This is a genomic window from Tumebacillus sp. BK434 (assembly GCF_004340785.1).
Taxonomy (GTDB): domain Bacteria; phylum Bacillota; class Bacilli; order Tumebacillales; family Tumebacillaceae; genus Tumebacillus_A.
In genome coordinates this window covers 288,508-302,576 of record NZ_SLXS01000002.1, presented here as the reverse complement: position 1 = coordinate 302,576, position 14,069 = coordinate 288,508, and the positions used below count along the sequence as shown (strand labels likewise).

The window sequence follows — 14,069 nt, the reverse complement described above, 5'->3', positions numbered from 1 at the left end:
CAAGTAAAGCCGACGTTAAGATGGTTTCTTCTTGCATTTAAAATTATACAATAGAAGGGACGAACCTGTCATCCTTTTTCCACAGGTCTGCATAAACCCTTTTCTTTAATTATAAGTACGATCTGAACTATTAGACTTCCTTCCTAAGAAATCTTGAATGAAAATAAAAATCCCCTCCGCCCGCCGATGCAGGAAGAGAGGATTTTTATGCGTTATCGGCCTTTTCCGAACAGGTCGCGAAAGATTTCTTTCAAATAATAGCCGATCTTCTCAAACGCTTCGTCCACTTCGGCCACTTCGCCGGAGATGTCGGCCCCGGCGCTGCGGGCGAGATGCACTTGGCCGTTCAGTGCGGTGACGTTGCCGTTGACTTTGCCGCGCACTTCGATGTCGCCGTTTTGGATGACGAGATCGCCGTTGTATTCACTGCCTTCGGGCACGATCACTTTGCCGTCCGTGATGATCAGCCCGTCGGTGTGGTTGGCTTGCAACGCGAACTCCTCCGGCGTTGCAAACGATGCGCCGAGCCCGAACACGAGCAGGACGGCCGCTGCGATGCCGCTGTACTTCATGATCGGCACGCGCCAGTTGCGGCGCGGCGGCGCGACGTGCTCCAGCTTGGCGAGCACGCTTTCCGTAAAGCCGGCCGGCGCCTTGTGCCATTCGCCGCCTTCGAGGCGTTGGATCGTCGAGCCCACCTCCGTGAAGTGGGTCAGGCAGCGCTCGCAGGCGGCGAGGTGTGCTTCAAAATCGGTGCGCTCGGCTACGCTCATCTCTTCATCCAGATACCGATGAAGCAGTTCTTCGCTATGTTCTTGGCAGCTCACGTATGGGCACCTCCCTATTGCATCGGCCGGAGACAGGCACGCAGTGCCTCGCGTCCGCGATGGATGCGCGTCTTGACTGTCGAAACCGGCACCTCGAGTATTTCACTGATCTCCTGCAGAGACAGGTCGTGCATATATTTCAGAATCACGGCTGTGCGGTAGTTGTCAGGCAGGGCTTCGATCGCCGCCTGCACCTCCTGACGCGCTTCGTTGCGCACCGCTTCCTGCTCCGGCGTGTCGCCGGGCGCCTTCAGCCGCGAATACATGTCGCCTCCTTCGATCCCGTCCACTTCGGCATCGAGCGAGTAGTCCGCCTTTTTCTTGCGGATGCGGTCGATGCACAGATTGGTCGCGATGCGGTAGATCCAGGTCGAAAACTTGTGATTCGCGTTGTACTTGTTCAGGTGCGCATACGCCCGCAAAAACGCCTCTTGTGCGATGTCTTCCGCTTCCTGCGGATTGCCGAGCATGCGGTAGCCCAGGTTGAACAACTTGTCTTTGTACAGTTCGACCAGCTCCGCAAATGCCAGGCGGTCGCCTTTTTGAGCCCGTTTTACGATACGCTGTTCTATCAGTTCCATTACGTTCCTCCGCCGTCTTTAGTTCCGGCTGTCTGTACATACGAACTCGCGCCGAAAAAGTTTCATGTTCTTTTTCATTTCCCTGCTTGCTAAATAATTCCTGCTACTGAATAGCAGTTCCCCAAGGAAAAAAGACCGATGCCCCAAAAGGACATCGGTCTTTGCACGCAGGTTCAGCGCCTTACTTGACAACAGCTTTTTCACGCAGACCGCGGATCAGCACGTCGGCGACCTCCGGGCGGGTGAACTCGATGGGGAGGCTTTCCCCGGCGCGGAGCTTCTCGCGGACTTTGGTGCCGGACAGCGTGAGGTGGTCCGCTTTCTCGTGCGGGCAGGTCTTGGTCGAAGCCATCGAACCGCACTTGGTGCAGTAGAAGCTGTGCTCGAAGTTCAGCGGCTGGATGCCGAGCTCTTCGGCGGTGAAGTTGCGGAAGATCTCCTGGGCGTCGTAGGTGCCGTAGTAGTCGCCGACACCGGCATGGTCGCGCCCGACGATGAAGTGCGTGCAGCCAAAGTTCTTGCGCACCAGCGCGTGGAAGATCGCTTCCCGCGGGCCGGCATAGCGCATCGCCGCCGGGAACACGCCCAGCGCGACGCGCGCTTGCGGGTAGTAGTTCTCGAGGAGCACCTGGTAGCTTTCCATGCGCACATCGGCCGGGATGTCGTCCGATTTCGTTTCGCCGACCAGCGGGTTCAGGAACAGGCCATCGACGATCTCCAAGGCGCATTTTTGGATGTATTCATGGGCGCGGTGCACCGGGTTACGCGTTTGGAACCCGACGACGCTGCGCCAGCCTTTTTCCGCGAACAAGGCGCGGGTTTCTTGCGGGTCGAAGCGGAACTCCCGGAACTCATGATCGGCCTTCTTTTCGATCAGCCAGACCGGCCCGGCGAGGTAGACGTTCGGACGGGCATACAGCTTCGCCACGCCCGGGTGCGCGGTGTCGGTGGTGCGGTAGACCTTTTGTGCCTCGCGGGTTTTGTCCGGGGTGAATTTCTCGGTGACTTCCAGCGTGCCGTAGGTCACGCCGTCTGCGCCGACCAGCGCGACAGTTTCCCCGATCCCAATTCCGCCCGCCGTCTCTTCAGACACCGGCAGCGTGATCGGCAAACTCCAAACGGTGCCATCGGCCAGGCGCATCGTTTCGACGACAGAAGCATAGTCCGCCTGGCCCATAAAACCGGTCAATGGCGAAAACGCGCCGTTTGCAATCAGTTCCAAGTCGGACAGCGCAAACGCGTCCAGCGCGACTTCTTTCGCGCTGGCGGCGATTTTCAGCTGTTCTGCGCGCTGCTCGCCTCTCAGCACGCGGTTGATCAATGTTCCGCCATGTGGCGCAATCAGTCCATTCACTCGTACAGACCTCCTCAATTAAACAGCATCTTGAATCCGGACAAGAAGATCATCAAAAAGAGACAGGAGCGCACAGCCAGCTCCGGTATTTTCAGCGACATGCGGCTGCCGATCAGAATGCCCGGGATCGAGCCGAGCAGCAGGAAGCCGACCAGCGGCAGGTTGACGTTGCCGATCGCCAGGTGGGCGATTCCGGCGACGCCGGTGACCAGCACGGCCTGCACGATGTCGGTGCCGACCAGACGGGACGCCGCGACCGGATAGATCAGCAGCAGGAAGGCCATGAACAGCGTCCCGGAGCCGACGGAGGTCAGACCGACGATAAAGCCGCCGATCAGTCCGAGCGTGATCATCTTTTTCTTATCCGGCTTGATCGGCTCCCCGTTGTCTGCCGCCGTCTTCTGCTTCTTGAACATGCGGAAGATCATCACGAACGCGATCAGCAGGTAGGTGAAGCCGAGCATGCGGCCGACGATGCCTTCCACGCTGTCCACATATAAACTCTGCAGGTACAGGATCGTCATCGAGCCGAGAAAGGCGCCCGGCACGCTCCCGATCGAGAGCAGCTTGACGACCGTCCAGTCGACCGTCTTCTGACGCCAGTGCTGGTACCCGCCAAATATCTTTGTGATCGACGCGTAGAGCAAGTCGGTGCCGACCGCCACGGTCGGCGACACCCCAAAGAGAAAGATCATCATCGGAGTCATCACCAGACCCCCGCCCATCCCCGTCAATCCGATCAGCAATCCGACGACGAAACCGCCCAACGATACTTCCCAACTCATTCAACAACCTCCTGTCGCAAGGCAAAAACGCAAGGATGTGCAGCGGCGACGGGGTGAGCGCTCTCTCTGGCCGCGTCCGGTGCGTTTATTGGTGCAAGCCGCACTCCGTCTTCTCATGTCCGGCCCAGCGGCCAGCGCGCGGGTCTTCGCCCGGCTTGACCGAGCGGGTGCAGTGGGTGCAGCCGATGGACGGATATCCTTGGTCGTGCATTTTGTTGTACGGCACATCGTTTGCGGTGATGTAATCCCAGACTTGTTTATCAGACCACATGACGATCGGGTTGAATTTGATGAGGTTGAACTTGGTGTCGAGCTCGACGACGCCCGCTTCCGCACGGGTCGGCGACTGCTCGCGGCGAATCCCGGTGATCCAGGCATCCAGCTCGCCCAGCGCGCGCTGCAGCGGCTCGACTTTGCGGATGCCGCAGCAGCCGTTCGGGTCGCTCTTCCACAGCTCGGCACCATGCCGGTCGGACTGCTCTTCCAACGTCAGCAGCGGGGAGTATTTGATCAGGTTGGCGCTGTATTTTTCAAGGATGCGGTCGCGCACCTCGTACGTTTCTGCAAACAGGAGGTCCGTATCGAGATAGAAAATCTTCGCGTCCGGCTTGATTTTGACGATCATGTCGACAATCGCCACGTCTTCAGCGCCGAAGCTGCAGGCAAACGCGATGTTCTCCACTTTTTCAAAAGCCAGCTGCAAGATCTCTTCCGGGCTTTTGTTCAGGTACTCTTCATTCAAGCGTGCTACTTCCTCTGCGGACAAAACAAACGACTTCGTGCTCATCCTCTACACTCTCCTCCTGCAATCTCGATGAATAATCAACCCTTATGTTCCGAATAAGGATTCCTTATCACAGGGACATAAATAGCAGTCCCTTCCGCATCGGGATGACGAATGCCTACCTCCAACCCTGTTTTAACATATACACGACACGGGCGAAGGGTTCCCAAAACGGGCAAGCGTCCAATCCCGCATTTCCGAATCGGATTAATGGTATTTGATAAAACGAGTATAAACCCTCACCCATTTTCCGTCAATCAAAAAAGCACCCATTCCGGGTGCTTTTCTGGTGTTTTCGTTTATTGTACGGTGATCGAGGCCCCGGAAGTGAGGGGAGCGATCTCAGCCCCGGTCGCAGTGGCTGCCGTTCCGCTTTGCACTTCGATGTTGCCGGTGCCTGTGGCGCCAGGTTTGGCTTGGAAGGTCAGCTTGACCAGTTGGCCGGCGTTGACTGCGTTTTGAGACCCGGTATTGGCAAGGGTCAGGCGCAGTTGGCCCGGTGTGGCGGTGTCTTGGCGGACGATCTCGGTGCCCGTGGCTACAGGTACGGCGCTGACGAACTCGAAGAGCGAGCTGTCGTAGCTGACCTTGGCGTCTTCCGCGTGCATGGCATTGCCGTTTGTCACGACGATATAGGATTCAAAAGCGGTACCTGCTGTGACTGTATCTGCTACGCTCTCGATTCCGAGCTCCGGGTGAGAGTCGAGTTTACCGTACATCTCCATTTCACCGACGCCGACATAGGTGGAATGATTGGCTGCGGAGATGTTAATTCGGTACTGTTTGTAGGCATTGCTATTCGGGAAGTCAAAAAACTGCCGAACTCCGGTCAGCCAAGTCGTTTTGTCTTTCTGCGTGTCCAGTACCATCCATTTCCCTTGCGCCTCGTCATAACCTTCGAAGGTCCAGCTTTTCGGCATGTAGCTCTCGAAGCCGACGAGCGTTTGCCACATTAATGAGTATTTGCCGATCCGTTGCGGAATCTTGAAGTCATACATCAGCCAACCTTTATTCACGTACGCGCCTGCATTCCAATAGTAATTAGAGGTGACATCGCCGTCAAAAGCGTAGTATGGCAGATAATACTGCGTCTTTGGATGCGAAGAGCTGGCCGACACGTCTCCGCTTTGCGTGAGGTCGAGGGTGTAGCCGGTGCCTCCGTTCAGGAACGGAGTGGGTTCCAACGCCTGGCTGATCAGGTTGAGGTCGGCGAAGTCGACCGTGCCGTCCTTGTTCACGTCAGCGCGGGCATATCCGGCAAGGGGCGCCCCGCCATGTGCGTAGGCGGCCATCGCCAAGTCGGCCGTGGTGACCGAGCCGTCGAGGTTGACGTCTGCCGTTTTGACATTGACGGTGATCGTTTCACTGCCTAGCGATGCGACGATCTGCGTGCCGGAAGTGAACGTGCCGGAGCCTGCTGTGGTTTCGATACGTCCAGCACCCGCTTGTTCCTTGGCGCGGAAGGTCAGTTTGAGCAGTTTGGTCTCGCCCGTGGTGTTAAAAGCGGCACCCGGGCTGGTCAGGCTGAAGCGTAGCTGCCCCGGCGTGGAGGTGTCCTGACTGGTAATTTGGAATCCGGGCTGTGGGGTGACCGATACGAACTCGTAGAGGTTGGAATCGTATGCCACCGTCGCTTCCTCGACGGCCAGACTGGTCGCGTTGCGCGAGACGACGTACGTCTCAAAGAGCTGGCCACCGTAGATGGTTGCTCTCGTCGTGTCGATGTCGAGTTGCAAGGGCGAGTCCAGCGGATCACCTAACATCTCCATTTCGCCAATCGCGTTGTATGGATTGTATCGATCGTAAGTCGCATAGTTCGAGGCTGTAATATAAATGCGATATACCCTAAAGAATCGTGTATTTGTGATTTGGTACGTGCGTTTTGAACCGGCAACCCAACCCGTAACGGCATTTTGAGTGTCAAGGACCACCCACACACCTGATTCTTCATCCCAAGCTTCAAATCGCCAGGTATTGGGCATGTGGGCAGTCGTCCACTGAGAAACCATAATCGGCCACATCAGCGTGTACGCGCTAACTCGTTTGGGAGATGGGAACTCATATTGCAGCCATGATGTTTTTTCTCGATTCGACTTCCAGATGTTATAGGTACCTGAGACGACATCGTCAAACGCATACTCGGGCTTATAATCAGTATATCCATCTACTGGTGATACCGAGTTTGCTGTGGCGCTGCCGCCTGTGGTTAGATCGACCTGTGTTCCCCCTTCCGCAAAGACAGACGCAGGTGAAAGCAACAGGAACAGAGAAATTGCGGTGCATGTGACTTTGTGACTGGATCTCATTAGAAACCATCCTCCGTTAAAATATTCATACTAATCCAATTAATATTATACAAATATTTCTATTAGATCAATCCAAAGCTGTTTTGATCGTGCTTTTACAAACAAAAAAAGCACCCATTCCGGGTGCCTTTCTGGTGTTTGAAATTACATCACCGATTCGCCGAGCAGCGAGCAGAGCAGGTCGACGGCGGTGCGGGCGGTGATGTTGTGTTCGTCGAGGATCGGGTTGACTTCGACGAGGTCACAGGAGACGACTTTGCCCGACTGGTAGAGCATCTCCATCGCGAGGTGGCCTTCGCGGTAGGTGACGCCGCCGAGCACCGGGGTGCCGACGCCCGGGCACATGTCCGGGTCGATCGAGTCGAGGTCGAGCGACAAGTGGATGCCGTCCGTGCCGTTCGAGGCGATGCGGATCGCTTCTTCCATCACTTTCGCGATGCCCAGCTTGTCGATCTCATGCATGGTGAAACAGGTGATGCCGTGCTTTTTGATCAGTTCGCGCTCATCCGGGTCGATCGAGCGCGCGCCGACGATGACGACGTTCTCCGGGCGCAGCTTCGGCGCGTACCCGGCGATGTTGACCAACTTCTCATTGCCGTCGCCGATGCAGGTCGCAAGCGGCATGCCGTGGATGTTGCCCGACGGCGTGGTGTCTTCGGTATTCATGTCGCCGTGCGCGTCAAACCAGATCACGCCGAGCTTCTTGAAGTGCTTTGCGATGCCCGCGATCGAGCCGATCGAGATCGAGTGGTCGCCGCCCAGGATGACCGGGAAATGGCCTTGTGCCATCGTGTCGCTCACTTTCGATGCGAGGTCTTCCGAGACACGCGCCACTTCCGGCAGGTATTTCAGCTTCTGGTTCTCGATGTCGTGCGTCTCCGCCGTCGGCACATGGATGTTGCCTTGGTCTTTCACCGTCAGTCCGAGGCGTTCGATGCGCTCTTTCACGCTGGCATAGCGGATCGCGAACGGCCCCATGTCGACGCCGCGGCGGCCTTGGCCGAGGTCCATCGGGACGCCGATGATGCTTACCGTCTTCTTCATCGATGTGGTCCCCCTTTTTAGCATGGTGCTGGTATGTAGAACAAAGCTTATTATGTCCTCTTTATCATACCATATTTTTCAACTTTTAAATCGACGAAGCCCGTCCGGCCGCCGCCGAGTTGCTGCAGGCGCTCGACTTCCTGCTCGCGGCAGGTGAAGAGGAAGATCTGGCGGTTGTCCGCCTCTTCCAGCAGCACGTCATACACCGCGTCGAGTCGTCCGTCGTCATAGCGGCGGAACGGCTCGTCGAGCAGCAGCGGCAGTTGCTCGCCGCCCGGGATCATCCAGCCGGAGAGAGCAAAGCCGAGCGCGAAGGTGATCTGGTCCATCGTGCCCGCCGACAAGGAGGATAGCTCCACCGTGTAGCCGGAGTCGGGCGAGATCGTCGTGATCGCCTCTTCGCGGTCGAGGTAGACTTCCTGATAGCGCCCGCCGGTGATCCGCGCGGTCACTTCGGACAACCCGCCGGCAAAGCGCGGCGCGATCGCCTGGTAGAGCTCTTCTTTCACTTCGCTCCACAGCTCCTGTGCGATCAACAGCGCTTCCCGCTCTTCGGCGATGCTTTGCAGCGCCGCTTCGGCCCGCTCCTTCTCCAAGAGCAGATCGGCCGGTGCAGCCGCCCCTTCCTGCAGCGTCTCGTAGCGGGTGCTGGCGGCCGCATAGGTGGACTTTTTCTCCAGCAAAACGCGATCGGCCGTCCGCCATGCCTCGTACCGGCGCTCCACTTCCTCGCCGCTCACCGTCTCCTGCAGCAACAGCGAAGGCGGCGCAGGCCGGATGCCGAGCTGGTCGGCGATCTCGACATAGCGCTGGAGGTCTTTGTCGAGCAGTTGCAGCTCGTGCTGCAAGTCGGCCTGTTCGCGCTCCCAGACCAGAGCCTGCTCTTTGCGGCGGCGGGATTCGGCGAAGCGCGCTTCCCATGTCTCGATCTCGCGGCGCAAGGCGTCGTTGTCGTAGGACGCCGCCTGCGACTCTTCGCCGCCGATGACGCGCAAGACGCGGCGGGCGATGATGTCGCGCTCGGAGTTGGCGCGGTTGAGTTCGCCATGGAGCCATTGGAACTGCTTGTCGTACAAGGCGACTTGCTGGCGCGCTTTGAGCAGGTCGTTCCACTTTTGGCGGAACTGGCGCGGGGTGTCGACGCCGAAGTCGGCGAGCTGCTGCTGCAGGGACGCTTCCAGGCGCTCCTGCTCGGCCGACATCGCCTCCTGCTCCAGCTCGGTGCTTTTCTGCCCCTGCTTCCATTTCTCGATCTCCGCCGCCAGCTTGCCTTTCGATACATAAGACGAGGCGGTGAAAAACAAGGCGAGGAGCAGCAAGATGCCGATGTAGAGCTGCCAAAAAGTCAGCGGGATGGCGATCACCGTGGCGGCCACGCCGAGCAGGAAGCTGCGATGCGCTGTGGTGTGGCGCACTTCGAGGTCTTCCAGCTCTGCGGCGTCGCGCGGGGCGGCTCCCTGCTCGGTATGCGTTTCGTACCACTCCAGGCGGCTGGCCGTCTGTTCCATCTGGGAGAGTTTGCTTTCATCCATTCCCTTGTGCTGGGCGGCGTATTGGGCAGCCGTGCGAGATTCTTCTTCCAGCACTTGCAGGCGTTTTTGGTAGGAGTCGGTCTCCTGCTTCGCGGTGACGAGGCGCTGGAAGTCTTGCTGCACGTCGCGGAAGGCGTCTTCGCCGATGCCGAGCGGCGCGAGGGCAGCGTTGGCTTCTAGCGCCTCCTCCAACTGCAACAGCCGCCCGGCCAGTTCGCCGCGGCGTGCTTCCTGCACGTTGAGGTACAGGGCGAGCTGTTCCCCCAGCTCGCGGCGCAGGCGCTGCTCGTCGTGGACAGCTTCCTGCCACTCCGCCGCTTCGCCTTCTGCGTTCAGGCGGGCGTCGCGCTGGGAATGCTCTTGGGCGAGCGCGTCCTGATAGGCTTTGATCAGCTCCTCGCGCTGTTTGAGCGCGAGGCCGAGCGGTTTCGTCGGCGCGCGCTCGGTGCCGATCGCTTCGAGGCGCTTGGCGATCGCTTCTTCGGCATCGCGGATGCGCGACTGCTCGGGGATGATCAGCTCTTCCGCAGCTCCCCCTTGGGAGTGGCGCACGCTTTCCCGCAGCCACGACGCCCGCTCGCGCTCATCGACCGGCCCGATGCACAGCGTGTTGACAAAAAGCTCCCGGTCCGCGCCGGTCAGCTCTTTGGCGAAAGCGAGCTCTTTGTTAGAATCGACCGCAAAGCGCTTGGTGACCTCTTCGCCGGTGTCCTGCCGATAGACGCGCACCCACTCGTCTTCTTTGCGCAGCGAGCGCTCGATGCGGTAGGTGACGCCTTCCTGCTCGACCCAGAGAATGCCGCCGTAGGGGCTGCCCTGCCAGGGGCGGTATTTGGCTTCTTCTTCTAAGTAGACGGCGCGCTTGCGTCCCGGCTTTTTCATGCCGTAGAGCATGGCGACGAGAAACTGCTGCAGAGTGGATTTGCCCGCTTCGTTCGGGCCGTAGATGATGTTCAGGCCGTGGTCGAAAGAGAAGGTCACCCCGCTGTAGCGGCCGAAACCGTCGATCTGTGCTTTGAGGATCTTCATGTGTTCACCACCTTGCCGCGTTCGTAGGCGAGCAGGCCGAGTTGCAGAGCCCGTTCGAGGGTGCGGCGTTTCGCTTCGTCCGTTTCGCTTTCCAGCCGCTCGCGAAGCCGCGCCACGTAGCGGCCTTGCGCAGAATGCGCGGCAAAGGCGTCGCCGTCGATGTCAGGATGGGTGTCATCGACGAGGCGCAAGTGATAGGCGATGTCTTGCAGGCGCTCGAGGAGATCTTCGCGGTCGAGAATCAGTCCCGGATCGAGTGCCCCGCTCAAGGTGATGTCGAGCAGGTCGCGGCCTTTGGACGCGGCGGGCACCACTGTGTTGACTTTTTCGACGATGTCAAAAAGGGATTGGGCGCCGCTGATGTCGACTTCGAGGCTGCAGTACGCTCGCTGTGCGAGGGGCAGCCATTCGACGCGCGCCCCGCCACGGGTGACTTCGAGCAGGAAGGCGCCGTGTTCGCCCGGTTCGTCGTAGCCGAGCGGCTCCAGCGACCCGGCATAGGCCGCCTGCATCAGACCGGCTTGGTCAAGCAACACGCTGGCTTGGTGGTAATGGCCGAATGCGGCGTAGTCGGCGCCGATGTTTTTGACTTCTGCGGCGCTGATCGGCAGGTACGGAGTACCTTCAGGCGCGTCGAAGGAGCCGTGGATCATTACGATGTGCAGGCCGCCGTCTTCGGGGACGCGGTAGTTGCGGAAGGGATTTTCCTTGAGCCATCTGGCTCCATAGCCGTAGCCGTGTACGGTGAGATGGTACGCTTCAAATGAAACGGCCTCCACTTGCGGGCCGAAGATATGGACATTGTCGGGCCAATCCCCGAAGGAATAGGGGCCGCCCGGTTGCAGACAGTCATGGTTGCCCGGCGTGATCAGCACGGGACGGTTGAGCCCGGCAAGCAGTTGGCGCACTTCGGCGACTTCTGCTTCCGAGACCCAATCGGCTTCGAAGACATCGCCGGTGAGCAGCAACAGCTCCGCCTTCTGCTCCACGACCGCTTCCACCAGTTTGCGGAAGGTGCCGAGCAGTTCGCGCCGTCTTTTGCGCGCCTTTTCGACCGGAAACCCGCTTCCGGAAAACGGCGTGCCGAGGTGCAGATCGCCCGCTTGCATGATTCGAACCACTTCGCGCATCGTCCAAGCTCCTTTCGTTGTGTGTCTCCTTAATGACTTCTCACTCGGGCGTTCGTTTTCCTGTGCGGCAGGGCTAACCGGCGCAAAAATGTGGTAAGATAGATGGAAGATTGGCATTGCAGGAAAGGATGTGACAGACGTGACCGATTCGAACAATACGAACATCGATCCATTGCTTGAGGTGGAGCCGGTTAACGATATCGATCTGCTGCTCTTGTCGTGGGCGCAGATGGAAGCGATCGAACTGATCGTGGCGGATGAGGAAGCGGCCGAGGCGAAAACCGACTTGGTGGCGCTGTTGATGACCGACTACGGGGTGACCGATATCCGGTTGGTGGAACGAACGTATGAATATTATGAAGTAGGGTACCGTCAGGGCGGGGAGGAGCATACGACCCGCTTTGAGACGGTAGAAGTGGAGAGCATTTACGACCTGTAGGGTCGTGGCATGAGGAAGGGTGGTGCAGGATGGGCAGAGGTTTGAGGCGGGGGCTGTACATCGGGCTGATCGCGACGGTTGTCGTAGCGGTGTATGTCTGGATTAAGTATCGGCCGGACGGGTTGGCGAGTTTTGCAGAGCACTTATCGAATTCGCTTTTTCAGATTGGGCTGTTGCTTTTGATCCTCGGTGTGGTGATTTTCTCGCGGCTGTTCTCGTTCCGCAGGCGGTACAATCTGCCGGCGATCATTCCGAAGGGCAAGACGCCGGAGGATGTCGCGGAGCTGCGGGCCGAGGATGAGGAGAAGAACGCGCGGGATAAGGTCGAGCTCGCGGAGAAGGGCCGTGACGCTACGTTTTTGGTGGCGGCGGTCGTGACGATTTTGATCTCGATTTTGCTTACTTTCAACCAGATTCTTTAAAAGAAGGACGCTGCCCATGGGGGCAGCGTTTTTTGGTGGTCAGATTGGCTGGGTGGTCCCGCCCTCCCCCGAGTTACCTTTGAGCCACTCGTTGTTTTAGAAGAGCTTCGGCTAAGAAGAGGTCGAGCTCTGTGTCGATGTCGAAGGAGCGGTCGCTGGGCATAATGTGGGCGACCGTTTCTTCTGTGAGGAAGCTTTTCGTCCGCTTCAGCCACTCCGCTTCCGCCACGTAGACAGCTCCGTTTAAAGCGAACGCCTTAGGGAGGTCTTGGCGGCGGGTGACGAGCTCTTGCTGGATGAGCGGCTGCATGGCGTTGTTTGCCTGCAGGGTGTACATCCAGTAGGGGCTTTTGGCAGGCTCGGTGACGGTGACGCAACAGGGTGCCGCGGCGCGCAGCAGTTGCTCGACACAGGCGTCGATGTCCTCCGCAGTGCGCAGCGGCGACGTCGGCTGGAGCAGGATGACGTAGTCATAGCCGGGCACTTGGCTGAGGGCATGCAGGATCGGGTCGATGCCGGGGGTATCGTCGGCGGCCAGCTCCGCCGGGCGGATGAATGGGACTTCGCAGCCCCAAGCTTGAGCCGTTTCGATGATTTCCGGGTCATCGGAAGACAGGATCACACGGTCGATATACTTGGACTGCCGGGCCGCTTCGATCGACCAGGCGAGGAGCGGCTTGCCCGCAAGCTCGCGGATGTTTTTGCGCGGGACGCCTTTGGAGCCGCCCCGCGCCGGGATCACCGCGAGCACGCGCTTAGCCCCGATCAAGGAACACCTCGGCGAACTCGCCGTTCGCCCGCTCGTAATCGGCGATCTGGCCGATGTCCATCCAGTATTCGCGGATCGGGAAGACGCTCGTCTCGCTCTGCCGCCCGATCAGCTGCTCGAACAGGCTCGGCATGTCGTAAAAGCTGTCTTGCGGGATCAGGTCGATGCACTCCGGCTCTAAGACGTAGATCCCCGCATTGACGAAGAAGTGCTCGACCGGCTTCTCGACGATCCCTTGCAGGCGGTGCTTGTCCGTTTTCACCACGCCGTACGGGATCTGGAAATCGTACTCCCGCACACACATCGTCCCCGTCGCGCCATGCTCGTGATGGAAGTCGAGCAGTTGCTGGAAGTTGACTTTGGTCAGCAGATCCCCGTTCATCACGAAGAAAGTCTCTTCCGGACGCTCCGGCAGCAGCGACAAAGCACCGGCGGTGCCCATGCGCTTTTCCTCGTGGACGTAGCGGATCTCGACGCCGAAGCGCGAACCATCGCCGAAATAGTCACGGATCATCTCCGCCTTGTAGTTGACGGAGAGGTAGAATTTGTGGAACCCGTATTCGATGAAGTTCTGCATGATCGTCTCGAGCAGCGGCTTCGTGCCGACTTTCAACAGCGGCTTCGGCGTTTCGTTGGTCAGCGGTGCCAGCCGTGTACCGAGACCGCCCGCCATCAGGACGACCCAGTTGTCCTTTTGCCCGGCGCGCAGCAGGTCGGCCAGCACCTGCACCCCGATGACCAGACCGTCGCGGTCGAGGATCGGGATCTGCTGCAGGCGGCGCTGCTTCATCGTTGCCAAAATGGTTTCTTGCGTGTCTTGCGAAGACGCGGTGATCGGCGCGGTGTTCATGATCTCCGCCACGTCCCGATCCAGCGCCACGCCGCGCAAGATCCCGCGCCGTACATCGCCGTCGGTCACGGTGCCGAGCAGCCGGCCGGCCGCATCGGTGATCAGCGCGATCTGCAACGCCCCTTGGTCGATCGTCTCGATCGCGCGCAGGATGGAAGCAGACGGGGGGATCAGAATCTGTCTCCAGTTTTTCATGTCAACACTCCCTTTGCTTCCG

At 59.0% G+C, this 14,069-nt stretch carries 13 protein-coding genes; 2 read left to right on the top strand and 11 right to left on the bottom strand.

Features of this window, described 5'->3' with window-relative positions:
- Positions 1 to 212 precede the first annotated feature (212 nt).
- The 9 genes from EV586_RS05900 to EV586_RS05860 form a co-directional block, all read right to left on the bottom strand.
- The gene (locus tag EV586_RS05900) at positions 213 to 827 is read right to left on the bottom strand and encodes a zf-HC2 domain-containing protein (protein WP_165898351.1); all 615 of its coding nucleotides are present in this window, start codon (positions 825 to 827) and stop codon (positions 213 to 215) included.
- 14 nt (positions 828 to 841) lie between these two features.
- Positions 842 to 1,408 (bottom strand): RNA polymerase sigma factor SigW, encoded by a 567-nt coding sequence (gene sigW, locus EV586_RS05895; RefSeq protein WP_132944152.1) that lies wholly within the window; start codon positions 1,406 to 1,408, stop codon positions 842 to 844.
- Positions 1,409 to 1,589: 181 nt separating this feature from the next.
- Positions 1,590 to 2,762 carry a sulfate adenylyltransferase gene (sat, locus tag EV586_RS05890; protein WP_132944151.1) on the bottom strand — a complete coding sequence of 391 codons (1,173 nt, stop codon included), beginning with the start codon at positions 2,760 to 2,762 and terminating at the stop codon, positions 1,590 to 1,592.
- Between the two features lie 14 nt (positions 2,763 to 2,776).
- Entirely contained in the window at positions 2,777 to 3,547 is a 771-nt protein-coding gene (locus EV586_RS05885; protein WP_132944150.1) for a sulfite exporter TauE/SafE family protein, read from the bottom strand.
- Between the two features lie 85 nt (positions 3,548 to 3,632).
- The gene (locus EV586_RS05880) at positions 3,633 to 4,334 is read right to left on the bottom strand and encodes a phosphoadenylyl-sulfate reductase (RefSeq protein ID WP_132944149.1); all 702 of its coding nucleotides are present in this window, start codon (positions 4,332 to 4,334) and stop codon (positions 3,633 to 3,635) included.
- 296 nt (positions 4,335 to 4,630) lie between these two features.
- Positions 4,631 to 6,094 (bottom strand): cohesin domain-containing protein, encoded by a 1,464-nt coding sequence (locus EV586_RS05875; RefSeq protein WP_132944148.1) that lies wholly within the window; start codon positions 6,092 to 6,094, stop codon positions 4,631 to 4,633.
- Positions 6,095 to 6,781: 687 nt separating this feature from the next.
- Positions 6,782 to 7,681 carry an arginase gene (gene rocF, locus EV586_RS05870; protein WP_132944147.1) on the bottom strand — a complete coding sequence of 300 codons (900 nt, stop codon included), beginning with the start codon at positions 7,679 to 7,681 and terminating at the stop codon, positions 6,782 to 6,784.
- A 50-nt stretch (positions 7,682 to 7,731) separates the two neighbouring features.
- A complete protein-coding gene (locus tag EV586_RS05865) occupies positions 7,732 to 10,242 on the bottom strand; it encodes an ATP-binding protein (protein WP_132944146.1) in 2,511 nt (836 codons plus the stop codon).
- Positions 10,239 to 11,372 carry a metallophosphoesterase family protein gene (locus EV586_RS05860; protein WP_165898349.1) on the bottom strand — a complete coding sequence of 378 codons (1,134 nt, stop codon included), beginning with the start codon at positions 11,370 to 11,372 and terminating at the stop codon, positions 10,239 to 10,241. Before EV586_RS05860 ends, EV586_RS05865 begins: the two co-directional genes overlap by 4 nt.
- 139 nt (positions 11,373 to 11,511) lie before the next feature.
- Here EV586_RS05860 and EV586_RS05855 point away from each other — a divergent pair, with 139 nt between their 5' ends.
- Positions 11,512 to 11,811, top strand: a complete 300-nt coding sequence (locus EV586_RS05855) for a hypothetical protein (RefSeq protein ID WP_132944144.1) — start codon at positions 11,512 to 11,514, stop codon at positions 11,809 to 11,811.
- Positions 11,812 to 11,840: 29 nt separating this feature from the next.
- The gene (locus EV586_RS05850) at positions 11,841 to 12,233 is read left to right on the top strand and encodes a hypothetical protein (protein WP_132944143.1); all 393 of its coding nucleotides are present in this window, start codon (positions 11,841 to 11,843) and stop codon (positions 12,231 to 12,233) included.
- Between the two features lie 73 nt (positions 12,234 to 12,306).
- Here the strand turns inward: EV586_RS05850 and EV586_RS05845 are convergent, their stop codons facing one another.
- Both EV586_RS05845 and EV586_RS05840 read right to left on the bottom strand, forming a co-directional pair.
- Positions 12,307 to 13,002 (bottom strand): acylneuraminate cytidylyltransferase family protein, encoded by a 696-nt coding sequence (locus tag EV586_RS05845; protein ID WP_132944142.1) that lies wholly within the window; start codon positions 13,000 to 13,002, stop codon positions 12,307 to 12,309.
- Positions 12,989 to 14,047, bottom strand: a complete 1,059-nt coding sequence (locus tag EV586_RS05840) for a nucleotidyltransferase family protein (RefSeq protein ID WP_132944141.1) — start codon at positions 14,045 to 14,047, stop codon at positions 12,989 to 12,991. Before EV586_RS05840 ends, EV586_RS05845 begins: the two co-directional genes overlap by 14 nt.
- Between the last annotated feature and the right edge of the window lie 22 nt (positions 14,048 to 14,069).